The 24,821-nt window shown below is 44.4% G+C and carries 23 protein-coding genes; 17 read left to right on the top strand and 6 right to left on the bottom strand.

Annotated features, from left to right (window positions below; translation table 11 throughout):
• Positions 1-2,637, top strand: a 2,637-nt coding sequence (locus G590_RS19935; protein WP_035763537.1) for an InlB B-repeat-containing protein, incomplete at its 5' end; no start/stop codon positions are given.
• An 89-nt stretch (positions 2,638-2,726) separates the two neighbouring features.
• Here the strand turns inward: G590_RS19935 and G590_RS0116040 are convergent.
• The 4 genes from G590_RS0116040 to G590_RS19925 all read right to left on the bottom strand — a co-directional run bounded on the left by G590_RS0116040 (position 2,727) and on the right by G590_RS19925 (position 5,112).
• Entirely contained in the window at positions 2,727-3,032 is a 306-nt protein-coding gene (locus G590_RS0116040) for a BrnA antitoxin family protein (protein ID WP_022766676.1), read from the bottom strand.
• Complete coding sequence (locus tag G590_RS0116035; RefSeq protein ID WP_022766675.1) at positions 3,013-3,324, bottom strand: BrnT family toxin; 312 nt, start codon at positions 3,322-3,324, stop codon at positions 3,013-3,015. The genes G590_RS0116040 and G590_RS0116035 overlap by 20 nt, the downstream gene beginning before the upstream one ends.
• A gap of 274 nt (positions 3,325-3,598) precedes the next feature.
• A complete protein-coding gene (locus G590_RS20880; RefSeq protein ID WP_022766674.1) occupies positions 3,599-4,123 on the bottom strand; it encodes a hypothetical protein in 525 nt (174 codons plus the stop codon).
• Positions 4,124-4,209: 86 nt separating this feature from the next.
• A complete protein-coding gene (locus G590_RS19925; RefSeq protein WP_022766673.1) occupies positions 4,210-5,112 on the bottom strand; it encodes a hypothetical protein in 903 nt (300 codons plus the stop codon).
• Positions 5,113-5,768: 656 nt separating this feature from the next.
• Between G590_RS19925 and G590_RS0116020 the strand changes: the two genes are divergently transcribed.
• Complete coding sequence (locus G590_RS0116020) at positions 5,769-9,404, top strand: hypothetical protein (RefSeq protein WP_022766672.1); 3,636 nt, start codon at positions 5,769-5,771, stop codon at positions 9,402-9,404.
• A gap of 74 nt (positions 9,405-9,478) precedes the next feature.
• On the opposite strand, the gene sdaAA is transcribed toward G590_RS0116020, so the two are convergent.
• Together sdaAA and sdaAB are read right to left on the bottom strand one after the other, a co-directional pair.
• On the bottom strand, positions 9,479-10,360 hold the full coding sequence (gene sdaAA / locus G590_RS0116015; protein ID WP_022766671.1) for an L-serine ammonia-lyase, iron-sulfur-dependent, subunit alpha: 882 nt from the start codon (positions 10,358-10,360) through the stop codon (positions 9,479-9,481).
• A gap of 5 nt (positions 10,361-10,365) precedes the next feature.
• The gene (gene sdaAB, locus G590_RS0116010) at positions 10,366-11,034 is read right to left on the bottom strand and encodes an L-serine ammonia-lyase, iron-sulfur-dependent subunit beta (protein ID WP_022766670.1); all 669 of its coding nucleotides are present in this window, start codon (positions 11,032-11,034) and stop codon (positions 10,366-10,368) included.
• A gap of 318 nt (positions 11,035-11,352) precedes the next feature.
• On the opposite strand from sdaAB, the gene G590_RS19920 reads away from it, so the two are divergent.
• From G590_RS19920 to G590_RS0115935, 15 genes are all read left to right on the top strand, one after another.
• On the top strand, positions 11,353-11,571 hold the full coding sequence (locus tag G590_RS19920; protein ID WP_022766669.1) for a hypothetical protein: 219 nt from the start codon (positions 11,353-11,355) through the stop codon (positions 11,569-11,571).
• Between the two features lie 167 nt (positions 11,572-11,738).
• The gene (locus tag G590_RS0116000; RefSeq protein ID WP_155828787.1) at positions 11,739-12,224 is read left to right on the top strand and encodes a hypothetical protein; all 486 of its coding nucleotides are present in this window, start codon (positions 11,739-11,741) and stop codon (positions 12,222-12,224) included.
• A 207-nt stretch (positions 12,225-12,431) separates the two neighbouring features.
• Entirely contained in the window at positions 12,432-13,055 is a 624-nt protein-coding gene (locus G590_RS0115995) for an alpha/beta hydrolase (protein WP_196802507.1), read from the top strand.
• 235 nt (positions 13,056-13,290) lie between these two features.
• The gene (locus tag G590_RS0115990; protein ID WP_022766666.1) at positions 13,291-14,865 is read left to right on the top strand and encodes a glycoside hydrolase family 28 protein; all 1,575 of its coding nucleotides are present in this window, start codon (positions 13,291-13,293) and stop codon (positions 14,863-14,865) included.
• A 14-nt stretch (positions 14,866-14,879) separates the two neighbouring features.
• Positions 14,880-15,956, top strand: coding sequence for a pectinesterase family protein (locus tag G590_RS0115985; RefSeq protein WP_022766665.1), 1,077 nt, complete (start codon positions 14,880-14,882; stop codon positions 15,954-15,956).
• A 446-nt stretch (positions 15,957-16,402) separates the two neighbouring features.
• Positions 16,403-17,230 (top strand): ribonuclease domain-containing protein, encoded by an 828-nt coding sequence (locus G590_RS21705; RefSeq protein WP_022766664.1) that lies wholly within the window; start codon positions 16,403-16,405, stop codon positions 17,228-17,230.
• 115 nt (positions 17,231-17,345) lie between these two features.
• Entirely contained in the window at positions 17,346-17,621 is a 276-nt protein-coding gene (locus tag G590_RS19910; protein ID WP_022766663.1) for a barstar family protein, read from the top strand.
• A 71-nt stretch (positions 17,622-17,692) separates the two neighbouring features.
• Complete coding sequence (locus G590_RS21190; protein WP_022766662.1) at positions 17,693-18,007, top strand: DUF1858 domain-containing protein; 315 nt, start codon at positions 17,693-17,695, stop codon at positions 18,005-18,007.
• Between the two features lie 224 nt (positions 18,008-18,231).
• Positions 18,232-19,962, top strand: a complete 1,731-nt coding sequence (locus G590_RS19905) for a two-component system response regulator (RefSeq protein WP_022766661.1) — start codon at positions 18,232-18,234, stop codon at positions 19,960-19,962.
• Positions 19,963-19,983: 21 nt separating this feature from the next.
• Positions 19,984-20,319: an Hpt domain-containing protein gene (locus tag G590_RS19900; RefSeq protein ID WP_022766660.1), complete on the top strand. Its 336-nt coding sequence runs from the start codon at positions 19,984-19,986 to the stop codon at positions 20,317-20,319.
• A 4-nt stretch (positions 20,320-20,323) separates the two neighbouring features.
• The gene (locus G590_RS0115955; protein WP_026494216.1) at positions 20,324-21,607 is read left to right on the top strand and encodes a chloride channel protein; all 1,284 of its coding nucleotides are present in this window, start codon (positions 20,324-20,326) and stop codon (positions 21,605-21,607) included.
• A gap of 88 nt (positions 21,608-21,695) precedes the next feature.
• Positions 21,696-22,313: a DUF4234 domain-containing protein gene (locus G590_RS0115950; RefSeq protein ID WP_022766658.1), complete on the top strand. Its 618-nt coding sequence runs from the start codon at positions 21,696-21,698 to the stop codon at positions 22,311-22,313.
• Positions 22,314-22,455: 142 nt separating this feature from the next.
• Complete coding sequence (locus G590_RS0115945; RefSeq protein WP_022766657.1) at positions 22,456-22,728, top strand: hypothetical protein; 273 nt, start codon at positions 22,456-22,458, stop codon at positions 22,726-22,728.
• 143 nt (positions 22,729-22,871) lie between these two features.
• On the top strand, positions 22,872-23,396 hold the full coding sequence (locus G590_RS0115940; protein ID WP_155828786.1) for a hypothetical protein: 525 nt from the start codon (positions 22,872-22,874) through the stop codon (positions 23,394-23,396).
• 147 nt (positions 23,397-23,543) lie between these two features.
• The gene (locus tag G590_RS0115935; protein WP_022766655.1) at positions 23,544-24,716 is read left to right on the top strand and encodes an ABC transporter substrate-binding protein; all 1,173 of its coding nucleotides are present in this window, start codon (positions 23,544-23,546) and stop codon (positions 24,714-24,716) included.
• Positions 24,717-24,821: the final 105 nt, after the last annotated feature.

The raw sequence follows: 24,821 nt of genomic DNA, 5'->3' as shown, positions 1-24,821 counted from the left end.
GGTTACAAATTTACTGGATGGTATAAGGATGGATCAATTATTACTGAGCAGCCAGTCCTTACAGATACCCTTGCACAGTCAAAGATAGATTCAGTAGATGGAATCTACCAGGAGACAATCTTTGTTGCAAAATTTGAACCAGATCCTGATCAGAAGTACAAGGCTAAGTACGAATCTGAGGATGTAGCAAAGGGAACAGTAGATCCTACAGAAGATGCAGGGTTCAGCCAGAAGCTTGGAACAGCAAACGTAAATGGATCTAAAGCAACACCAAAGAAGGGATTCAAGGTTCTTGGATGGTATAAGGACGATACAAACATTACTACAGAACCAACACTTACAGCAGACCTTGCAAAGGCAAACGTTACTAAGGAAGGAACTCTTTATCAGGAGACTACCTTCACAGCTAAGTTTGTTGAGGACGACGGTCAGAAGTACAACGTAGTATACACAGCCCTTGCCGGAGGCGGTGCTAGTCCTTCCGACAACACAGGACTTCAGATTACAAAGACTACCGGAGTAACAGGTTCAGAAGCAACACCAGAGCCTGGATATATCCTGGATGGTTGGTATAAGAAGAACGGCGAAGAATTAGAACTTGTAACTAATGATGCTGTACTTACTTCTACAAAGGCAATTGAGTACCTCAACAAGGATCCTGAAACAGAAAATGGCATTGTTTGCTACCAGGATACAAACTTTGTTGCTAAGTTCATTCCAGATCCTGACGCTAAGTACACAGTAACTTATAAGTCAGAAAATACAGCGAAGGGTGGTGTAAATCCTACAGAGAACGTTGATATTCAGAAGCTTGGTACAGTTGGAATAACAGGATCAGCAGCAACAGCAGAGCCTGGTTACATGTTTAACGGCTGGTACAAGGATGATGATAAGATCAGTGGAGATGCTTTACTGGATGTTGCCACAGTAATTGACAAACTTAATACTGACGAAGATGAACTTTATGATGACACAACCTTTGAGGCAAGATTTATTCCTGACCCTAATAAGACATATACTGTTAAGTATGAGTCTTCAAACGGAACAATGGGAACTGTTACACCTGAAGAGAATGCTGACATTCAGGTACTTGGAACAGTTGGAGTAACAGGATCAGAGGCAAAGGCTGAGACAGGATATAAGTTCACCGGTTGGTTTAAGGATGGCGATAAGGTAAGTGGTGATTCAGGGCTTACTTCAGCTGTAGCTATTGATAAGCTGAATAGAGATGGAGCTCTTTATGCTAATACTACTTACACAGCTACCTTTGAGGTAGATGAAAGCCAGAAGCAGACTGTAAAGTATACAGTTAAGCACATGGTAGCAGGTGTTGAGCAGGAGGCAGATACCAAGACTTATTCAAAAGAGATCTGGATAAATGCTGATGATGTAATAAAAATCGAAGAAGGATCTCTCAAGCAGAATGAGTATAAGGGTTACAGATACGACAATAAGACTCCTGCAACTGCAACAGAAGGTTCAACAGTTAAGTCCGGAACAGTTATAGAACTTAACTATGTGAAGGACGATTCACAGAATAAGACAGTAGAGTACACTGTTCAGTATGATGTGGATGGAACTATTGATGCAGCACTCAGTACAAACTACTCAAGAACAGTTTGGGTAAATGATGATGATACAATCGAAGTAGAGGCTGGAAGTCTTGAAGAGAAGACATTCACTGGCTACAAGTTCGATTCTATCGATCCTGCAGGCGTAAGAGAGGGAGATTTGGTTGAAACCGGAACAGTTATCACTCTTAAGTACGTCAAGGATACAACACAGACCAAGGATGTAGAATATACAGTTAACCATGTGGTTGAAGGAACTGTAATGGATACAGCAAGCTACAGCGGAACAGTTTGGGTAAATGATCCTAGTGAGATTGAAGTAACACAGGCAAGCCTTGCTGCTAAGGATTACGAAGGATACGAACTGATCGATGTAGTTGTAAACCAGCCTGCAGATGGTGAAGCTACAACAGAAGACATGGTTGCATCCGGAACAGTAGTTGACCTCATATATGGACCAAGGGCATATCAGGTTCGTTATGAGTACAGATTTGCAGGAACTGCAAGACCTGACGTATTACCAGCACTTCCTGAGCAGTTTGAGGTTAGATACAACCAGCAGTTTGATGTAATTGATGTTCCTACAATCGATGGTTACACACTTACATTCTGGGAAATGGAAAGAGATACTGAAAATGATACAGTGATCAGTCGTGTGATCGATGCATTTGAGAGATTCCTTGATATTATCACAGGAACAGTTCATTCAAGTGCAGCTAGCACAACAATGACAGCACCTGCATACAATGTAGTAATCTACACTGTAATCAGTCAGAATCCTGCACCTACACCTGGTCCTACAGATGATCCTGGAACACCAGGTACACCTACAACACCTGCAGCTCCCGCAGCACCTGCAGCTCCTGCACCAGCACCGGCTGCAGCAGTACTTGGAGCAACAAGAGAACCTGAAGCAGCAACTGACGGCGCAGCAGTTCTTGGCGCAAGACGTGGAAGAACAGAAGACGAAGCAAACAGCTCAGCAAGAGTATTTGCAATCGTAATCGCAGCTGCAGCAGCAATCGCAATGATGCTCACAGGTAAAAAGAAAGAGGAAGAAGACTAAGGCATAGGCCATTAGCTCTTTTCCCTAAACAAAATCAATAAGATGGCGGATAGTCGGTAAACCCCGGCTATCCGCCATTTCTTTTATCATCATATGCATTTCTTAACCAGATTCTCGTCCTTGATGGCCTCATCCAGAAGCCTGCCAAGGAATGAAGTGTATCCTTTTCCATAGGCTTTGGCAATGTTTAGAGTTGAAGGAGAAACTCTAAGGGATACGGTCTCTTTTCTACGTTGTTCCTGTTGGTGGAGCTTCTTGAATTCCTTAAGTTTCTCAGGCGTCATCACTGGACAGTCATCATCATGTGTAATTGGCATCTTTTCGGCTTTGAGAAGATCTTTTTTCTCTTCCTTTGAAAGCTTTGGGTTTAAATCCTTAATATTCATTTTTGCCATATAAATACCTCTCTTTCTCAGGCTTAGTTGCGCATCTGGCAGATATTATCCTAATGGTATTACCTTTGCGAATAGTAATAACGACAAAGATGATCTTGCCAATTGAACCTATTACATCATATCTTTCTTCGCCTAAATGCTCATCGTCATCACGAATTAAGGCATCAGGATCGAGAAAAACTTTGGCTGCTGTTTTAAATCTTATACCATGGGTAGCAAAGTTGTAGTTGTCTTTTTCGTCATCCCACTCGAAATCTACTGTGTCAAAATCAATAGTAAAGTGATTGTACATTATCCCCCCTTAATTATATCACAAAATTACATAATGCAATACAAAGTGTGTGCGTTTTGCATTTTTGATGTGTTATATGTGTCGGCACTTAAACTATCATAATAGAATTAGATGGCTAAGTCTTTAAGAAAAACAGTAGAAATACTTAAGGTTTGCTGAAGAATTCTTAAGATTTCCTTAAGGTGAAAATGAACCCCTTGACTCCGTCTCTGGGGACCAAAATGAAAAGACGCAGCCCCGAAGGACTGCGCCTAAATTCTTCACATGATTGTACTTATGGAACGAGAGTAGCGTTCTCTGAGTCGACTTGAGTAAAGAGCTCGTCGATAGTGTCGGAATTTAAACCAAGATTTTCAATACTATCTCTTATTTTGTGATCTGGAATATTACCTGACCGAGCTAAACGTATCATTTCAAGAGCCGCTTTTTCAGTCGCTTCTGTAGCAATAGTTTTATTATGAAGTTCTTCATTATAATCCCAATATGTCATGTCACGTACCTCTCCTCTATGTTTCTCAAAAAAGGTCTTTAGGATATTCTGATCAATGCAATCCTGAATGGCATGATTGATTGCTGCCTTGATTTCTTCCTCTTTATCGTCGGTATCTTTCGGAATCTCTTTAATATATTTTCTCACGAGCGATACGAAAATACTATAGCTTTTTAATGTGTTACATGCTTCCATGAGCTTCAGATTATTGCCCTCATTGATGTTAAGTACCGTAACTGTCAGTTCGATATCCGGTGTATCTGTCTGCTTTTCAAACTGTTCAGACAAACGATAGATCTTTTCTCCCAAAATGGTCCCCTGACTCCGTCCCTGGGGACTAAAATGAAAAGACGCAGCCCCGAAGGACTGCGCCTAAATTCTTCATATGATTGTACTTATGGAACAAGAGTAGCGTTCTCTGCATCGACTTGAGCAAAGAGTTCGTCGATAGTGCCATCGGATAGACCAAACCTTTTAATTCGTAGACGGGTCTTTTCCTTGGAAATTCCTTCTTCTTGATCAAAACGTATCATTTCAAGAGCTGCTTTTTCGGTCGCTTCTGTAGCAATAGTCTTATTATGAAGTTCTTCATTATAATCCCAATATGTCATGTCACGTACCTCTCCTCTATGTTTCTCAAAAAAGGCCTTTAGGATATTCTGATCAATGCAATCCTGAATGGCATGATTAATTGCTGCCTTGATTTCTTCCTCTTTATCGTCAGTATCTTTCGGTATCTCTTTAATATATTTTCTCACGAGGGCCACAAAAATGCTATAGCTTTTTAGCGTGTCACATGCCTCCATGAGTTTCAGATTATTGCCCTCATTGATGTTGAGTACCGTAACTGTCAGTTCGATATCCGGTGTATCTGTCTGCTTTTCAAACTGTTCAGACAGACGATAGATCTTTTCATCCGGAAGAGGTTCTGTACCGTTGTAGAAAACATAGAATTTCGGAGTGGGAATCTTCACAGGCTTAGAACTGTATAGGTCATCTTCCTGAGTTATCTTCTTCAGTAGTTTTGCAACATAGAACAGATCTCTTAGTGGCATGTTGGGGCATGGCGTTGACTGATGTTCGAATACATTGAGTTCGTAGTTGAAGATAAATGATACATCATTCTTCACCTTCAAGAATGTACTGTCACCGATTGTATTAATGGTGATGTCATCAGGGTTATCATGGTGAGAGCCGTTTATTGCATTGTATAGTGATAAAAGCTCTTTTTTATTGTTGAAGAGCATCCTGAAGACAGAGTCTTTATATTTAGGATTGCTTATGGAATTGGTTGGCAATTGTGAATCCTCCTTCTGTTGCCGTAATGATTTCCAACGTATGCGCATACCCGGAATGATAGATGGCAAAGTGCCATAGAATGTGCTAGAAAAGTAGCACGAGGAAGATATTACCACATCAAGCGGCAAGAAGTCTTTAAGATTTAATGAAGAATTCTTAAGATTTCCTTAAGGTGCATTCCAAAATGGTCCCCTGACTCCGTCCCTAGGGACCAAAATGAAAAGGCGCAGCCTCGAAGGACTGCGCCTAAATTCTTCATATGATTGTACTTATGGAACAAGAGTAGCGTTCTCTGCATCGATTTGAGCAAAGAGTTCGTCGATAGTGTCGGTATTTAAACCAAGATTTTCAAGACTCTCTCTTATTTTTTTATCTGGAATATTACCTCTCCTCTCTTCTTCCTCTTTATCGTCATTATCTTTCGGTATCTCTTTAATATATTTTTCTCACGAGGGCTACGAAAATGCTATAGCTTTTTAGTGTGTCTCAAACTTCCGTATTAAGGAAATAGAAACAAAATAAAGAAAAGATTAAAACATCATAAAGAAACATTTCTTTTGCAGCTTATGATGTTTTTTATGATAGGCCATTAAGTAGAATTTAATTAAGAATAACGCTTAAGATATTGGTGGCTTTGTGGATAAGGAGGTAGGAAATGAGACGATACAACAATATACCCCAGGCAGTTCGCAAAGGAATATTCTGTTTTATGGCAGGCTCTATGGTCTTTATGGCCAATGAGATCGTGGCTGAAGCGAAAGATGGCGACAACAACAGTCCATCTGAGTCAGAATCAGATAAATCTGAGGTAAATGCCCCCAGTGAAGATGCAGCATCTGAGGCAGCTGATCTGATTGACCTTCCTGAAGAACCCACTACCACTAAGTCGGAGACACAGGAGACTGAGACCGGAACCATAACCGAAACAGAAAACACATATGTCGAGAAGACCGATAATGCCGTTGCTGTAACAGAGGAAACGACCGTTGAGGTTGTTAATAACACTGAATCATTGACCAAAAATGAAGAAACGGCCACATCTACTACCGAAACTACAGAGTCTACTAATGACGATGGTACAGTAACGACCACAGTAACAACTACTACAACCGGAGAATACGTAGAAGATGTTTCTTCCACAGAGACAACTTCTGAGACGAATATTGCAACTTCTGATCAAAATGTTGCAGAAGAGATCGTATCTCAGGTAGAAGAAGCAGCAAAGAATAACACTGAGAATGAAGGAATCGAGCTTAAAGAAGTCAGCGAGCATTCCTTTATTGACAATGGACAGGAGGGCCAGGACCCGGTAGCTTTGACAAATGATCAGGCTGCCGAGCTTGCTAATGTCAGTGATGGTGCAGAGATAGTAGTTGAAACTACTAACGGTACATCAAACGTATCAATTAACGGCCAGGATGTTCAGCTTTCTGATGACCTTAAGGATATCATTGTTGATTCTGCAAAAGACAATGTTGTTCAGCAGTCAACAACTTATTCCATTGGTGACACACAGGTAAGTGAAGAAGATTTAAGCTCACTGAGCCAGGATGTTAAAGATGGGAATACTGAATTCACAGTTACTACGGATAACAACGGTACAAGCTTTACATATAATGACGCTGAAGGCAAGCCTCATTACGTGGAGGATGAGAATCTCCAAAATATTATAAGCAATGCTGCTGAAACTGTTTCGGAAAAAACAGAGACACAGACGCTTGAGGTCTTTGATAAAGAATTCGAAGGAGATAACGATCCGGAACTGGCCAAGAAAATAGAAGAACTCGAAAAGATCGGCTACACAGAATTTGAAACAGTTGATGGCACAGAAACATATAAAACCGGTGAACTGGTGGAAAAGAATTTTAAAACTCAGGCCGCTGCAGATGGAAGAAAGGCTGAACTCGACAATGATTCAGCTAACTATGCTAACGCCAGGGCTTACGAAAGCGAAAACACATATGTAGCAGATAAACATGACAAAACATATGACTCACCGGAAGATGCTGCAAGTGCCGAAAGTGATCTTAAAGAGAAAGGCTATACAAATTTCCATGTAGAGAAGAACGTTGCTGCATCAGAAGCTGAGGCACAAAATGTAAAGGAATACCTGGAAAGCGAAGGATTTAAAAATGTTGTTATTAACAAAAATGACGGAGTATACACAATATCTGCAACCGCGACTTATGAAAGCGATGTAACTGCAAATCAGAAAAAGGCAGAGCTTGAGGAAGCCGGTTATACGGTTAATATGAGCAGTACGTTAGTGGATACACAGAGTTTTTCGAAGACATATGACAACGCACAGGAAGCGACAAATAAATATAACCAACTTATAAAAGATGGATATACGAATCCTAAGCATGAAGTTATCGAGTTAGTGTCTGCACAGGAAAAAGCTGAAGCGGCAAAAACTGATCTGTTAAAAAACGGCTTTGATATTATTACAATTACCAATAATAACGATGGAACATGCACAATAGAAGCCGAGGCTACCTTTGCCGATGAAAATACAGCAAATGAAAAAGTAGAGGCACTTAAAGATAACTATACTGTCCAGAAAGATCGTGTAGAGATTGTTAAGACAGGTGATTATTCTTCAGGAATATATACAACCCGGGATTTAGCTGAAGCGGCAGCAGCAAATTTGGATCCTAATGTTTACAGAAACGTCGAAGTTGTAGGAGTAACTACTACAACAGAAGGAACGGGGATTACAGAATTTGGAGAATTCGCTGTTACTACAACAGCTAATTATGACTACATTATAAATAATTGCAAACAAATAGAAGGCGAAGGCGGGGAAACCATATATTTAGAGGAAAAAGCTGACGGTACGAAGGTTTACTATAAAGTATCCACAGATACTGAAAAGTATACTATTCTTGCTGGAAGTGGTTATATGCATAATCATCAGGAAGGCGCTAATGTTATTGGTGGAGTGCACTACGCTGAGGGGTATAGCTATAATAGCTATTGGAACCCGGGGACTCCATATCCATTAGACGTGGATTTTGATGCATTCGAGGCAGAAAGGGATAGAATATTAGCAAAAGCAGAGACAAGTGGTATTATCAAACATAATGAAGGCGACCAATGGGGAGATATGAGGTATACAATCCATGACCCAGGTACTTACATTATCGATGATGCAGTAGAGGATAGAATGGCTTATGTTTATATAGCTACTGAAGATCCGGTAGAGATAGTCCTTCGCTCCAATACGGGATTTGTTTATTTACCAATAGCTACTTATCTTTCAACTTATCAAGCAGTTCCTTGGACCCACAATGACGGACCCATTAAATATGGCGAAAATATTCCACTTAACGTTACATTTGTTACGTCAAAATATGATGACAAACATGAAGATACAGTATTGATGAAACCTAATAATTTTATTGGGAATCTTTTGGCGACTGGATCAACAGTGAAAACTGGTGGCGGAAACTTCTGCGGTACAATAGTTTGCAAAGAAATTCAAAATTCGAGTACAACAGAGGGACATAAATATAAATATGGATATACAGCTTACCTGGTAAAAAGCTGTACTGTAGAACCTTCAGGTTATAAAGTAGTTGCTGATACTGTAACCAATAATTACAAGGTTAGCGTTAAAAAAGATGTAGAAGATTCCTACAAGGCAATTGTTTCCGGCACGTTATATGTCTATGAGTCAGAACTGGATGTAAGCAAGGAGGTTAATAAGCAGAGGTTAACCGCTGAGAAATTAGAAAAGTATTGGGAAGTATCTGCTGATACTATTGCCAAAAAGAAGATCTTGATTGCAAAACGGGATGTTACAACAACCATTAAGAAGGCAACTCTCACCAAGACAGATTACAGCATGACAAAGACTTCATTAGACAAGACATATGCGATCAAGATCAGCAGGTATTCAAAAAATAGTGAACGTGGTACCTGGACAGAGATAACAACCAAGGTGATCCCGCCGGAGACACCTGAGACACCGCCGGAAACACCCGAGACTCCACCTGAGACTCCTGAAACATCACCTGAGACTCCTGAAACACCTGATACACCTTCAACACCTGATGTACCAACAACACCGGGAGTACCGGTTATCATCATCGATGATGATACACCTCTCGCACAAGAAGTTGCTCAGGTTCTTGGCGCAAAGAGAACAGCACCTCAGCCTATGGTTTTAGGCGCAAGAAGAGGTAAGACCGGTGATTCCACCAGCAATCCTCTGATGGCAACACTTATGATCATGGGTGCATCTGCAACAGCTATGGGAGTGCTCGCATCTAAGAAAAAAAGAAAATAATTATTAAAAAAGGTTGTAATAGCTTTCGGGCTGTTACAATCTTTTTTGTTAATGAATACTTTAGAATTGGCCAGTCAGGTTCCGAAGACCTGATCTTTGAGCTTTTGGCCTGTCGGCGTTGAAGCTAGGCCTCCTTTTGCTGTTTCCTTTAGTGTATTTGGAAGAGCATCGCCGACTTCACGCATGGCATCCATGCATTCATCTGCCGGGATATGTGCCGGAATTCCGGCAAGTGCCATGTCTGCTGATGAAAAGGCAATCATAAGACTTGAAACATTTCGCTTGATGCAGGGAATCTCAACAAGACCTGCTACAGGGTCACATACAAGTCCCATCTGGTTGGAGATGGCCATGGCACAGGCATCTGAGCACTGCTGCGGTGTTCCGCCCATGACTTCCACAAGCGCTGCTGCAGCCATTGCGGAGGCGCTTCCGCACTCTGCCTGACATCCGCCCTGGGCGCCTGCAAGACTAGATCGGTTTGCAATCACCATGCCTACAGCTCCTGCAGTAAACATGGCCATCACAATGTCTTTTTCCGGAAAACCTCTGTCCTCGTAGAGGCTGACAAGGCATCCCGGGAGGACTCCGCAGCTTCCTGCTGTAGGCGCAGCCACAATCTTGCCCATTGAGGCGTTGCAGCCGGCAACCGCCAGGGCTCTGGATATTGCTTTACTCATGAAGGTTCCGCTGAGGCCTCCGTCAGCTCTTTTGACATACTCTGACATAAGGTGGCCTTCACCGCCTGTAAGACCGGAGGTGGAACGCTGGTCCGGGCGGGAGCCATCGATGACGGAATCTTTCATTATATTAAAGTTCATTTCCATCTGTTCATATAGTTCAAGGTCAGATTTCTCAAGGCTTTTTGCCTGGTCTTCCAGAACTAATTCGCTGATCTTTATATTGCGTTTAGTGGCCTCGCTTACAAGCTCTGCCATGGATTCGTATTTAAGCATTGTTCTTATACCCTTCTTATAAGGATTGCATTAGTGATATGTTCTATGCCGCGGATGTCGCTGATGAGCTCTTCCGGGGGATTGTTGTCTATTTCAATGGTCATTATGGCGTCTCCACCTTTTTCGCTCCGGGATAGGTGGAAGCCTGAGATATTTAGACTCTCATACTCCCAGTGCATCAGGTTTGTGACGTTTGCGATGACTCCTGGTGTATCTTTGTGCATGACAAGAATGGTGTTGGTGTCACCGCTAAATTCAACGTTAAGGCCATCTATGCGGTTTACAAGAATATTCCCGCCGCCTATGCTAGCACCCTGCATGGAACCTTCGCTGCCATCCTTCAGATAGTAGCGGATCAGAGCAGTATTGGGATGTGCGCCTTTGATGTTTTCAGTCTTGAAGGAATACTTGATGCCAAGACTGTCTGCTATTGTCAGGGCATCGCGAATCTCCGGGGAGTAGCTCTTATATCCCATGATTCCTGCAAGTAAGGCTTTGTCTGTGCCATGGCCCTTATAGGTTTGCGCAAAAGACCCGGATAGTGTTATCACAACTTCTTTTAAAGGGCGTTCATCAATAAGCTTGTTGACTACGCGGCCCAGGCGCACAGCACCTGCGGTATGTGAACTTGAAGGCCCGATCATTACAGGGCCGATGATATCAAAGATGTTCATGTGTATTGTACTCCGATAGTTTGGTAAGTGTTGTATTTATTATTATATCGCCTTTATGCAAAAGTTTTCACTTTTTGCAACACAAGGGAATAAATCAAAAAGTGATCATAAAATTTGTTATGAATTCTTTATTTTGTGTTTATTATCTTAATTATCCCTTTATCTTGTTAAGAATAGTTTAAGCTAAATCCGCAAAAATCGGGCATTCCTATGATAATTTGTATGATTGTATTCTTTGTATTATAAGATTATACAAGTAAGACCTGTTGTCGACCTAATAGGCGAAATAGCCTGGCAACATGACACGAGGTAATGCATATGAAAAGTAAGAATCACCACAAAGGAAACAAAGGATCCTTCATTATCAAAGTGGAGGATTGTCAGAGAGGAACCTGGCAGGGAAAAGTAGTTTGGGCTGACTATGAAACCACAGAGCACTTCAGAAGCGCTCTGGAATTGCTGCAACTGGTAGATGAAGCAATCAACGCAGCAAAGGGCAGCAGTTCTCTGAGTGAGGAGAGGACCAGAAGTAACTAAAAACTAAAGAAGCAACCGGCGCTTTGGCTGGATGTTTTCTCTAATCGCGAGGGGCCATGTGAGTCGGATCATACGGCCCCTTTTCTGTAAAAGCCCAAGGAAATTGTTTATTTGAAGGCTTAAAAAGGTTATAATTAACTATGATTATTGAATTCTTTCGAGGGAGATTGAAAAAAGAGGATATGAGCGAGACCAAGCAGATGCTTTTTGCCAGAAACCTGATCTGCGCTTGCATTGAGAGTGATGACAATGCGGATTATCAGGGACTTATATATCATCAGTATGCGGATAACCCTATTGCTTTTGACGGAATGATGGACTTCATGATGAAGCTTGAGGAACTCTTTGACGAGTGGGATTTCCCTCAGCGCGGACTGGCGCCCCGTGTTTTCAAGAAGGGCTCCAGAGACGATATCGGTTACAAGAAAAAGAAGCTCTCTGACAAGCTTCCCATCGAGGTAATTTCAGAGGCAAACGGCGTTCGCAACGTACAGAACAAGAAGGGCAAGCTCGGAACCTTCGTTATTCAGGTGGTTTACAGACAGGATGCCACCTGGCAGGGTCATGTGATCCACCAGGAGAAAAATGAGAAGATAGACTTTGTCAGTGCACTTGAGCTTATCAAGATCATGGACAGAGCGCTTAAAGCGTGATCAGGTGGTACTTTTTTGGAAAAGAAGAGTTTATTTAAAAAGATAATACTTGGAATACTAATAATGCTGGTGCTCTTGGTTGTCCTCGTTTTTGCGGCATTCAAGATATACACCGGCAATTATTATGCTGCGGATGAGACGGCTATCGCCGATCTGGCAAAAGACCTTACGGAGGAAGTCCACTCCTTCGAGGCCCCGGAGGGGACGGTGTTCCTTCCGCAAAACCAGGATTACAAGGCAGTTATAGTCTTTTACCCCGGAGCCAAGGTGGAGTACACGGCATATAGTGGCCTTATGTACAGATTAGCTGAGCGGGGGTACATATGTCTTTTGCCCAAAATGGCTGATAACGTGGCTCTCCTCAGTGTCAATGCTGTGGATACCTTAAAGGCAGCAAGGGCGCGGTATGAGGACCAGGAGTCCGTCGATGATCTTGAATGGTACATCGCAGGCCACTCCCTTGGCGGCGTCGCAGCTGCACGCTACCTCGTCGAAAATTGGTCCCTGGGGACGGAGTCAGGGGACCATTCTGCATTTAAGTTTAAGGGAATCATCCTGTGTGCTTCCTATCCGGTAGATTCGTTGGCGGATATGGATGTCAGGCTTTTGTCGATCCTTGGCAGCAACGACAAGGTCATTAAGATGGACAACTACGATGAGAGCAAGAAGAACTGGCCTGCAGATTCAACAGAGTACGTGATCGAGGGCGGTATCCACTCGTACTTCGGCAACTACGGGCTTCAGAATGGCGACGGCGAGCCGACTATCACGGCTGATCAGCAGCTTGATGAGACGGCGGAAGTCATAAGCGAATGGATAGATGGAAAGTGAGCTGATGTACCACTTTTACTTCATGATTTTACGGGGATTTAGATAGGAAATGTGCTAATATGGTACTATTCAGAGCCAAGCATAAATATTTAAAAATTCAGATATTGAGTTTACTCAAATAGATGAATTTTTAAATATTTATATTTGGCGGATATTCGCCAACTCGGAAATGCTTGCATTTTCGAGTCTTGGCTATGAATAGTATGACATTAGCACTTTTTTATTGGAGGTTTTCATGGATTTTAAGATTGTAGAGGTTTTTAACAGAAGCGTGACCATCGAGCTTGAGTCTGAGGCGGTTTTCAGGCAGCAGGCCGAGTTTGGCGTGTATATAAATGGGGAAAAGAGCCTTATGACTGATAAAAACGTTGTTTCGGTCATGGGTCTTTTACCCGATACAAAATATAAGATCGGCGTGGATGCAGGCGGAGAGCTGGTGGAAAAGGAGTTTGTGACCGGCCATGAGTCTGTACTGCTTGATGTGACGAAGTTTGGAGCAGTGGGAGATGGTAAGACAAGCGATACTGCTGCTATTCAGGCGGCTATCTGTGCGTGCCCCGCAGACGGAACCGTGTATCTGCCTGCAGGTCAGTATCTGACAACGCCGATTTTCCTTAAGTCTGACATGACCTTCTGGCTGGATGAAGGAGCTGTGCTTCTTGGAGAGACTGACAGGAAGAAATATCCGGTGCTTCCGGGCATGACAATGTCCACTGATGAGAAGGATGAGTATAATCTTGGCACCTGGGAGGGCAATCCTCTGGACAACTTTGCGTCGCTGGTTACTGCTATCGATGCTCAGAATCTGGATATCATCGGCCCCGGTACCATTGACGGAAATGCGCAGAACGCAGACTGGTGGAAGGATGCCAAGGTTAAGCGCATTGCATGGAGGCCCAAGACTCTTTTCCTGTGCAGATGCAGGAAGGTCAGGGTCCAGGGAGTGACAGTGCAGAACTCACCTTGCTGGACGGTTCATCCATATTATAGTGATGATCTTGCTTTCCTTAATCTGTATATTCACAATCCTTCGGATTCGCCCAATACTGACGGCCTTGATCCTGAGAGCTGCAGCAACGTAAGAGTGCTGGGAACCGTGATATCCGTTGGAGATGACTGTATGGCCATCAAGAGCGGCAAGTACTACATGGCGCTGAAGCACCACAAGGTTACCGAGAATGTTCAGATCCGCAACTGCAAATTTGAGAGAGGTCACGGCAGCGTGACTGTCGGCTCCGAGGCAGCAGGCGGCGTCAGGGATGTAAGGGTTTCACAGTGCGAATTTATAGGCACAGACAGGGGACTTCGCATCAAGACTAGACGCGGACGTGGCGAGAGAAGCGTTCTGGATGACATTTTATTTGAGAATATCATGATGGAAGGCGTTCACATGCCTTTCACTGTAAATATGTTTTATTTCTGCGATCCGGACGGACACAGCGACTATGTGCAGAACCAGGCTCCGGCGCCTGTTGACGAGATGACACCTGTGATCGGCAGCATTACCGGAAGACACATCAGCTGCACCGGTGTATCTTCCTGCGTTCTCTGTGCAGTTGGTCTGCCGGAGAGCCCCATTGGCAAGCTGTGCTTTGAGGACATCAAAGTGTCTTTTGCCCCGGAAGCGGAGCGCGTGCCTGAGAGGCCTGTAATGATGGACAACTTCGACGAAATGTCAGGCCGCAGCATCTATGCCAAGAATGTACGCGAGCTGGTGCTTTCGGATGTTGAGATTTCAGGCGCTGCCGATGGCGAGCCTGAGCTTGTCGGAGTCGAGAGGCAGAGTGTTTCAGGGCTTGAGTATGTGTGAAATGAGGAAATAGTATGCTGGAAATCAAAGTTGCAAAAAGTGGCGGAGATTACGCTGTAATACAGGAAGCAATAGATGCAGTTCCCTATGAAGAGAGCGCTGTGATAGAAGTCAGCGCAGGAGTATACAGGGAAAAGATATTTTGCGAGAAGGAAGATATTACGCTGGTTGGTGCAGGCATCGATGAGACAGTCATTGATTTTGATGACTATGCTAATGAAGTAATGCCGGATGGCAGTAAGCGCGGGACTTTCAGGACATATACAGCTTTCTTTGGCGGAAAAAAGGTGACTGTCAGGAACATGACTATCAAGAATTCAGCCGGAGATGGCAGAGTTGTGGGCCAGGCTGTGGCTGTTTATGCGGATGCCGATATATGCAGGTTTGAGAAGGTGAAGATGACCGGATGCAAGGATACTCTGTTTTGTGCGCCGCTTCCTGTGAGCGCAAGGCAGCAGAATGGCTTTATGGGGCCTCGCATGATGACTGAGAGACGCCTGACCAGGCAGTATTACAAGAACTGTGAGATCACCGGAGATGTGGACTTTATCTTTGGCGGCGCAGATGCAGTATTTGATGATTGTGTTATTACCTGCAATGACAGGATGTTTGGAAGAAGCGCAGGAAGCCGGGCTGGCGCGGGAAGCGCATCGGGCGTTGACAAAGACCAGATCGACATTTCGGAGCGCATCATAAATGGCTATATCACCGCTGCATGCGGACTTAAGGATAATATGGGATTTGTTTTCAGAAATTGCAGGATCTTCGGAGCGAAAGGCTGCGAGAAGGGTTCGGTCTTTCTGGGCAGACCCTGGAGAGAAGAGGCAAGGACTGTGTTCCTCGACTGCATAATGGATGAAAGCATAGCTCCTGAGCGTTTTTCAGGCTGGGGTGGCATCACCAAGGATGAGCCGGGCACATATTATGGCGAGTATGGCACAAGAGTTATATCAGATCCGCAGGCCGGTAGCGACAGCAGCCGGGAAGCATCCCTTGACCGCAAGAACCCCTGGGTCCGCGCCATAGATCATGCAACCGCCGCAGATATCTCCCGTCGCGCCGACGAAGTCGTTCTCGCCTGCACGGAGTGAGTCACCGGGGACGTTTCAGACTGACTCATTTTGAGTCACTGGGGACGTTTCAGTTCGACTCATTTTGAGTCACCGGGGACGTTTCATTTTGACTCATATTAAGGAATATTTCCTACACAATGCCTCTAAAATGGCAAATGCAGTGGATGTCAAAACGCCGGATAAGATGTTTTCTCCACTGCATCACTGAAAAAATACGGAATGCGTAGGAAAAATATGGAACTCTTCTACACTGCATTTCCGATATGATGGTATTTTCGTAGGAGCATCAGCACAGATTCAAGCTAAATTGTCCACTGCTATTGTAGTAATCTATAAGATGTAGTGGAAGGCAAAGCAAAAATTCCGGAAAATTTTCCACTGCATTGTCAATAAAGTAATATTTGCGTAGGAAAATCATCATAAATTCTAGTTTGACAAGAATAAATTATCATGAGGAATTTACAATGAATTTAACAAGAAAAAAGATAAGCAGGCGCGGAATCTTGCCTCTTATCCTGGTAATGACACTTTTGATGCTGTTTACAGGCTGTCAGAAGAAGCCTGCAGCTTCGCAGCAGCCTGAGCAGACAGCAACAGAGCAGGCAACGACAGCTCAGGTAACAACAGCGCAGACAACAGAACAGGGCACAACGGATCAGCCAACAACTGTAACAGAGCAAACTCCGGCGGCATCAGAAGAAAACACTAATCTCGACGCAGTTGCAACGCAGGCAGCAGCCGGCGCCATAACAGAGACAACAGCAGCCACCGAGTCTGCCGCCGGTGCCATTACCGAAGCCACTGCAGCAGCCGAGGCTACAACAGAAATCACCACAGCAGCAGGGAGCACAACGAAGGCAACAACAGAGCCGGCCTCCGTCGCCGAAAACCGGGTTACTGCATCAGCAACAGAAGCCACAACAGAGCCCGCCTCCGTCACCGAAACTCAGGCCATCGCCGAGGACGGCACCTACACCACCAAAGATGACGTTGCCCTCTATATCCACACCTATGGCAAGCTTCCCGAGAACTTCATCACCAAGAAAGCCGCCAAGAAACTGGGCTGGCAGGGAGGTTCCCTGGAAGACTACGCGCCGGGCAAGTGCATTGGTGGCGACTACTTTGGCAATTACGAAGGACTCCTTCCCGAGGACAAAGAGTACCACGAGTGTGACATCGACACTCTCGGCAAGTCCAAGCGAGGCGCCAAGCGCATAATCTACTCAGACGATGGCTATATCTATTACACCGGCGACCACTATGAGAGTTTCGAACTCCTCTATGAGCCGTAGCATACAGCCCACGGTAACAGCATCGAATCTTTCTACGAACCATAACAAGCATAACCACCGGCACCGGACCCAATAACCGGACACTACAACCCACAATCCTCACAGGAGACAACAAATGGAACAAGTTTTTTACATAGACCTGGCGGACGTTACCACCAGGGAACAACTTCATGAGACTCTGGCAAAAGAGCTACCGCTTCCGGAGCATTACGGGCACAACCTTGATGCGCTCTATGACGTTCTGACTGAGGAAGCCCACGACTGGAACATCATCTTTTACAACACAACACCCTTGGAAAAAGAGCTTCCGGACTACCTGAATAAGCTCAAAAAGCTCTCCCGCCGCGCTGTAGACGAGGAAGATACCCTGCAGATCAGGTTTTATCCGTGATCAAAAAATAACTTGCACACAATCGATTCTAGGAGTAGAATAACGAACAGAATAAAAGGAGTACAATAATTATGGGTTCATTAAAAGATTTATTCTTTGGAAGTGATACAGAAAGAGAGGAAAATTCAATGTCAGAAGAGCTTAAGAACGAGAATGCCGGCGCAACAGCCGATAATGGTAACATCATAGATTCCAGCATGCTTGTAGGAGATATCATCAGACAGCATCCACTCGCAGCGCAGTTCCTTATGGAGTGCGGAATGGGATGTATCTCATGCCCTGCTTCACAGATGGAGTCACTGGCTGAAGCATGTGCAGTTCACGGAATCGATGGCGATGAGATCACAGACGCCCTTAACGATTACCTTCTCGAGCACAATAACTAATTTCACCAACAACACATTTCACATCACATGATCCCTGAGGCATCTGGCCTCGGGGATTTTTTATACCCCAAAGACTCCAAGCCCGCGAACTGAAATTGAAAAATTTAAAAATAATCTATAAAAAGCATATAATTTTACGAAAATAAGCATCGCAAATAGCTCTTTTACCATTTAATCATTTATAATTAATATGCACGACTGTAGTTATAAAAAGGTGATTGCTTATGACAATGGATAGCCTGAACAGACTTGATATAAGTGCCAAACATGAACGGGATTTCAGACGCACGATCCTGATTGTTGACGATGAGCCGGTAAATCTGCGACTTCTCGGCAATATCCTCGGGGACGAGTATGACATCGACTTTGCCCAGAGCGCGGATGAGGCGATAAGTATCATCCAGAGCGAGAAGGATGCGATTTCCCTGGTGCTTCTTGACCTTCATATGCCCGGGAAAAGCGGCTTTGCGGTACTTGATGAAATGAGGGCGGATAAAGACCTGCACAATATCCCGGTAGTTGTTGTCACCACCGACAAGGACGCCGAGGTTGAGAGTCTTCACAGGGGTGCTGTGGATTTCCTCGGCAAGCCCTACGACAAGCCCGAGGTCATAAAAGCAAGGATCGGCCGTGCAATCGAGCTTTTCATCGACAAGACCATCATCGGAGCCACCGGTATCGACAGGCTTACGGGCCTTATGACCAAGGACTTCTTTTTCCAGTATTGCCAGGAGTACGACAAGTTCCATCCTGAACAGCAGGTGGATGCTTTGGTCGTGGACCTGAGCAAGTTCCATCTTATAAATGATCTCTACGGCCGGAATTTCGGTGACAGCGTCCTGAAAGCCATGGCAGAGGGCATAAGAACAATTGCCCGAACCTTCGGCGGAGTCGCCTGTCGCCATGACGCCGACTGCTTTTATCTGTACATCGAGCACCAGAAAGACTACGAGTACCTCAAGAAAACGCTGATAGACAAGCTTTTCGAGGTTATGAACACCACCAAGGCAAGGCTCAGGATCGGCGTATATCCTGATCTTTACAGGTCCTGCTCCCTTCAGCAGCGCTTTGATCGTGCGCTTCAGGCCTGCAACACCCTATCCCGAAATGCCCACGACACTGAGGTTGCCGTTTACGATAACGAGATGCATGAAAAAGAGCTCTATGAAGGGCATCTGCTTGCTGACATCGGCGCAGCGCTGGAGAACAACCAGATAAGCGTGGCTTTCCAGCCAAAGTACGACATTGGCGGAGAACAGCCCGTTTTGTGCGGCTCCGAGGCGCTTATCAGGTGGAAACACCCGAAGTTTGGCTATGTTCAGCCGGATTTTTTTGTCCCGCTATTCGAGGAGAATGGTCAGATAAAAGAGCTTGACCGGTTTGTATGGAGTGAGACAGCCCGTCAGATCCGCAGATGGAAGGATATGTACGGCCTGACGGTTCCGGTTTCCGTAAATGTCTCAAGAGCGGATATCTTTGCGCCTGACCTCCTGGACTTTCTCAGTGGTATCGTTGCAGAGAACGGCCTTGAGAACTCGGATCTGTCGCTGGAGATCACCGAGACAGCCTATACCGACAGCGTTACCAGCATCGTGGAAGTGGTCAATGAGATACGAAGCCGGGGCTTTAAGGTGGCCATGGACGATTTCGGAAAGGGCTATTCCTCCCTGAACATGCTGACAAACCTTCCGATTGACGCGCTTAAGCTCGATATGGGCTTTATAAAAGACATCGCGATAGACAACAAAGAGATGCATATCGTGGAGTTTATCCTGGAAGTAGCTGATTTCCTGGGCGTTCCCGTAATCGCTGAAGGTGTTAATACATACGAACAGTATCATTTGCTGAAGAAGGCAGAATGTGACATCATTCAGGGCTTCTATTTTTCAAAGCCACTGACTTCTGCCGAATTTGGCTCGCTGATCGAACGAAACAGAGGGCTGATACGTTGTTGACCGTATTCGAAAGGAGAAGGTATGACAATTGAATCCTTGAGGAATTTTGGTGCAAATGTAGAGGAAGGTCTGGAGAGATGCATGGGCATGGAGGACTTCTACCTGGAGATGATCGAGCTGGGCATGTCCGACGACCGCTTTGAGGTGCTGGGCAAAAACCTTGATGACCATGACCTTGATGAAGCCTTTGAAACAGTGCATGCTCTTAAGGGTGTGATCGGAAATCTGGCACTGACACCGCTTTATGAGACGATCTGCGAAGTGACCGAGCATCTGCGCAAGAGGGAAGATATTGATTATAAGCCGCTTTATGATAAACTTATAGAGCAACGAAATCAGGTAAAAGAGCTAAAGTAAAGCCATGGACGAGAAGAAGAATCCTTTATATTTCATAATTGAACATCTGCCGGACGTAGACCTTTGGGGGCGCATACGAGTGCTGTTTAGATGGCTGTTTTTGGGCAGCTTCACAGGACTTGTTGTGGGCTCAATAGGTGCGATATTCTCCAAATCGATACAGATTGCAACAGAATTTAGAACAACACATGATTACATTATATTTGGTCTGCCTGTGGCGGGCCTTCTCATTGTCTTTTTATACAGACTGTGTAAGGACTATGAGGACAAGGGTACAAACCTTGTAATTCAGTCTATCCAGGAGGGGAAGAACCTGCCTGTTACCAAGGCTCCCCTTATCTTTATTTCCACGACACTTACCCACCTCTTCGGCGGATCGACGGGCCGTGAGAGCGCAGCTCTGCAGATGGGCGGAAGTATCGGCTATAATCTCGGTAAACTCTTCAAGTTAAAAGAGGGCAATGTCAAGATCATCACCATGTGTGGCATGAGTGCAGCGTTCTCAGCACTTTTCGGAACTCCCATGACAGCTTCCTTTATGGCCATGGAGATTGAAAATGTGGGTGTTATGTATTACTCAGCCCTTGTTCCATGCGTGGTTTCAGCTCTGGTGGCCCAGGGGATAAGTGAACTCCTCGGCGCAACAGGAGAACAGTTTGCAGTCAACATTGTTCCGGAATTCACACCATATCATGCGATATTTACCGGAGTCCTTGCGATACTCTGTGCGATAGTGAGTGTTATCTTTTGCGATATACTCAAAGTCTCAGGCAAGACATACAAAAAGCTCCTGCCGAATCCCTACATCAGAATATTTGTGGGCGGATGTATCGTAGTGGCTCTGACATACCTGTCGGGGACAAGATACTATAACGGTGCGGGAATGAATGTCATTGAGATGGCCATCAAGGGCGAAGCGCCGTATTTTGCCTTCCTTCTGAAGATCATCTTCACAGCGCTTACTCTGGGAGCGGGCTATAAGGGCGGCGAGATCGTACCGGCTCTTTATATCGGAGCAACATTCGGATGCCTGTACTCAAGGCTTTTTGGTTTTGACCCTGCGCTCTGTGCAGCTATCGGAATGGGTGCACTTTTCTGCGGAGTTACGAACTGCCCGATATCTTCACTGTTTATCTGTTTTGAGCTGTTCGGATTTAAGGGAATGCCCTTCTACCTGCTTGCTGTGGCGCTGAGCTACACGTTCTCAGGCTATCACAGCCTGTACTCCAGCCAGAAGATCATGTACTCCAAGTTCCACAATAAGTTCATCAACAGAGACACCATGTGAGCCTGTTTATTATAATTTAATATTTACAACAATTACCTCCTTACCTATAATAAATTTGTTGTTTATTTAGGTTAAGGAGGATTTTTTGATGTTTTGTGCTAATTGTGGAACACAGCTAAGTGATGGAGAAAAGTTTTGCCCTAATTGCGGAGCACCGGTTGGGGATAATGCAGCAAATGCAGAGAATGCGGGAAATGTAAACGAAGAGATCAAGGGATTTTCAGCAGAAGACGCTGCTCAGAACGCAGGCGCATATAACGGCGCAGCAAACAACTATACATACCAGGCACCTTACAATTTCATGCCACTCAAGACAGACCGTAGCCTTTTGGTCTTCGTTCTGCTTTCAATAGTTACATGTGGTATTTATACCTGGGTTTTCATTTATCAGCTTATCAAGGACGTAAACATTGCATGTGAGGGAGATGGAGACGATACTCCGGGATTCTGGATGTTCTTCCTGCTCACAATGGTAACATGCGGTATCTATGGATATGTATGGTACTACAAGCTCGGTAACAGACTTCAGGTTAACTGCGCAAGATACGGACAGCCTACAACAGAAGGCGGATCAGCTGTTCTTCTTTGGATGATCCTCGGTATCTGGCTCTGCGGTATCGGTGCATTTATCGCATGGAATATCCTGATCAATAACACAAACACTGTTTGTGCAGGCTATAACAGAGCTCACGGCGTAATGGCTTAAGCGGGAAAATAAATTATAAAATTTTTGGGTAAAATTATTAAATTTTGTTAAACTCTATGCTATAATTTTGGGTACGGGGTGTTATTTTACCCTTCGGGTATCGTTAGTCAAGTTTTGCAACATGAGAAAGGAGCACCTGATTATGTCCAAGCAGCTGCAATATTCTCCGTTCAAACCAAACCTGAAGACAGCCGAAGTATTAGCGTGGGGTGATCCGGAGTACAATTTATTTGACCAGCTGAATGAGAAGTATGAGAAGAGCCATCCGGAGTTTTCGAAGCTCACCAACTATGAGAAGATGGTCATCAAGCAGCAGATTCATCACGAGGCCATAGGTCTTACACCGCTGAATTTGATCCTTGATTTCGTTGAGGATCCTCAATTTGATGAGTTCCGTGCAATTGAATACACATAAAACCAATGCTGCCAAGCATTTAAGGCGCTACAGTTCAGACATAGTTTGGATTGTAGCGCTTTTTCGTTAATTAATGTACGGTATAACTTTCGTTGCATTGGTGCAATAAGGTTGTTACAATTAATTCATAGGGGGATTACTCAATGCTCAAATTAGCGTATGTGGGGATTGCCTTCGCACTAGTCTTTTACTTAGTGTTTGGCCTGGCGGTTCGCTTCATGGAGCTGACCCAGAAAGCCAGGAATAAGGCAAGGCTGATAGTTCTATTAGCTTCCTTGATTATCTTTTCAATATCAGGTGTTACCGCCGGAGTCCTTAGTATTCAATCAGGGCTTAAACTTTATGGCGTAATACTTTTGGTGCTTGGAATCTCAGGCGTTATCTTTACATTATCCATTCTTTTTGAAATTCATCAGATCAATACAAGAGTGCGAATGCGCAGATTTATGGTGCTGTTCGATATAGTCGACAGATTCCACAATGAAGGCAAGACTCACGATGAGATATTCGAGTATCTAACCAAGATCCAGAAACTTAAGAATAAAGAAGCTTCTGATTTCCTTGAATTCATATCAGACCCGATCAACCATGAGTTCCTTTCGGATGTGAACGCCAAGATCCAGGAAGCTAAGATGCTTCAGAAGGCGGAGAACGATTACTACCGCTAGGACACGATTTTTTGTTAAAAGAACTATCGGTGACTCCCATATTTTTGGGAGTCACTTTTTTGCTTTAAAGTATTGACTTTTCTTAACTATTGATTTAACTTAAGATATAACATTGTATACAAATATACATTTGAGGAGGGATTTATTATGAAGAAGTTTAACAAAGTAATAAGTGCTGTTATGGCTTCTGCTCTTGCTCTCACAATGATGGCAGGCTGTGGTGATGCAGCAGGCGGATCAGGCGCAGCAGGATCAGGAACATTTAAGATTGGAGCTATCGGACCTCTTACAGGTGCAGCTGCAGCTTACGGTAACGCAGTTGTTAACGGTGCTCAGATCGCTGTAGACGAGATCAACGAAGCCGGCGGAATCAACGGTGTTAAGATCGAGTACAAGGGTGAGGATGACGAGCTCAACGCTGAGAAGTCAGTTAACGCATATAACACTCTTAAGGACTGGGGAATGCAGATCCTTGTTGGCTCTACAACATCTGCTTGCTCAATCGCAGTTTCAGAGAATACCAAGAACGACAACATGTTCCAGCTTACACCTTCAGGATCAGCTGAGGAGTGCGTTAAGTACGACAACGTATTCCGTGTATGCTTCTCAGATCCTAACCAGGGTATCGCTTCTGCTCAGTACATTAACGATCACAACCTTGCAACTAAGGTTGGTATTATCTACGACAGCTCAGACGTTTACTCTTCAGGTATCTACCAGAAGTTCGCTCAGGAGTCTGAGGGCAAGAACTACGAGATAGTTTCAGCTGAGGCTTATACACAGGACAACAACACAGACTTCTCTGTACAGCTTCAGAAGGCTAAGGATGCAGGTGCTGATCTTGTATTCCTTCCTATATATTATTCAGATGCTGCTCTTATCCTTACACAGGCTAACACAATGGGATATGCTCCTACATTCTTTGGTGTAGACGGTATGGACGGTATCCTTACAGTTGAGAACTTCGACACATCACTTGCTGAGGGACTTATGCTTCTTACTCCTTTCGCAGCAGATGCAACAGATGACCTCACAGTTAACTTCGTTAAGAAGTACAACGAGAAGTACGGCGAGACACCTAACCAGTTCGCAGCTGACGCTTACGATGCAGTTTACATCATCAAGGCAGCTATCGAGAAGAGCGGTGTTACACCTGACATGAGCGTTTCAGATATCGGATCAAAGCTCACAGAGGCTATGACACAGATCGAGGCTTCAGGTCTTACATCATCCAAGATGACATGGTCAGCATCAGGTGAGCCTAACAAGGAGCCTAAGGCTGTAGTTATCAAGGGCGGCGTTTACGTTTCAGCTGAGTAACATCGGCAGTTCTATGATATAATGATTTAGACATCCAGCGAGGGATGCTGTCAAAGGTATCCCTCGTTTTTGTTTCATAACTTTACAACGTTTTTTGGAGGTATC

The sequence above is a fragment of the Butyrivibrio sp. XPD2006 genome (assembly GCF_000420865.1).
Taxonomy (GTDB): Bacteria; Bacillota; Clostridia; order Lachnospirales; family Lachnospiraceae; genus Butyrivibrio.
Note: the sequence above shows the minus strand (reverse complement) of the source record. Positions and strands in the feature narration are given on the sequence as shown.

What these genes read in the sequence shown, in the direction of transcription:
- G590_RS0116040 (WP_022766676.1), bottom strand. Translation starts at nt 3,032, where the DNA reads ATGGCAAAAATGAATATTAAGGATTTAAACCCAAAGCTTTCAAAGGAA.
- G590_RS0116035 (WP_022766675.1), bottom strand. Translation starts at nt 3,324, where the DNA reads ATGTACAATCACTTTACTATTGATTTTGACACAGTAGATTTCGAGTGG.
- G590_RS0116020 (WP_022766672.1), top strand. Translation starts at nt 5,769, where the DNA reads ATGAGACGATACAACAATATACCCCAGGCAGTTCGCAAAGGAATATTC.
- sdaAA (WP_022766671.1), bottom strand. Translation starts at nt 10,360, where the DNA reads ATGCTTAAATACGAATCCATGGCAGAGCTTGTAAGCGAGGCCACTAAA.
- sdaAB (WP_022766670.1), bottom strand. Translation starts at nt 11,034, where the DNA reads ATGAACATCTTTGATATCATCGGCCCTGTAATGATCGGGCCTTCAAGT.
- G590_RS19920 (WP_022766669.1), top strand. Translation starts at nt 11,353, where the DNA reads ATGAAAAGTAAGAATCACCACAAAGGAAACAAAGGATCCTTCATTATC.
- G590_RS0115990 (WP_022766666.1), top strand. Translation starts at nt 13,291, where the DNA reads ATGGATTTTAAGATTGTAGAGGTTTTTAACAGAAGCGTGACCATCGAG.
- G590_RS0115985 (WP_022766665.1), top strand. Translation starts at nt 14,880, where the DNA reads ATGCTGGAAATCAAAGTTGCAAAAAGTGGCGGAGATTACGCTGTAATA.
- G590_RS21705 (WP_022766664.1), top strand. Translation starts at nt 16,403, where the DNA reads ATGAATTTAACAAGAAAAAAGATAAGCAGGCGCGGAATCTTGCCTCTT.
- G590_RS19910 (WP_022766663.1), top strand. Translation starts at nt 17,346, where the DNA reads ATGGAACAAGTTTTTTACATAGACCTGGCGGACGTTACCACCAGGGAA.
- G590_RS21190 (WP_022766662.1), top strand. Translation starts at nt 17,693, where the DNA reads ATGGGTTCATTAAAAGATTTATTCTTTGGAAGTGATACAGAAAGAGAG.
- G590_RS19905 (WP_022766661.1), top strand. Translation starts at nt 18,232, where the DNA reads ATGACAATGGATAGCCTGAACAGACTTGATATAAGTGCCAAACATGAA.
- G590_RS19900 (WP_022766660.1), top strand. Translation starts at nt 19,984, where the DNA reads ATGACAATTGAATCCTTGAGGAATTTTGGTGCAAATGTAGAGGAAGGT.
- G590_RS0115955 (WP_026494216.1), top strand. Translation starts at nt 20,324, where the DNA reads ATGGACGAGAAGAAGAATCCTTTATATTTCATAATTGAACATCTGCCG.
- G590_RS0115950 (WP_022766658.1), top strand. Translation starts at nt 21,696, where the DNA reads ATGTTTTGTGCTAATTGTGGAACACAGCTAAGTGATGGAGAAAAGTTT.
- G590_RS0115945 (WP_022766657.1), top strand. Translation starts at nt 22,456, where the DNA reads ATGTCCAAGCAGCTGCAATATTCTCCGTTCAAACCAAACCTGAAGACA.
- G590_RS0115940 (WP_155828786.1), top strand. Translation starts at nt 22,872, where the DNA reads ATGCTCAAATTAGCGTATGTGGGGATTGCCTTCGCACTAGTCTTTTAC.
- G590_RS0115935 (WP_022766655.1), top strand. Translation starts at nt 23,544, where the DNA reads ATGAAGAAGTTTAACAAAGTAATAAGTGCTGTTATGGCTTCTGCTCTT.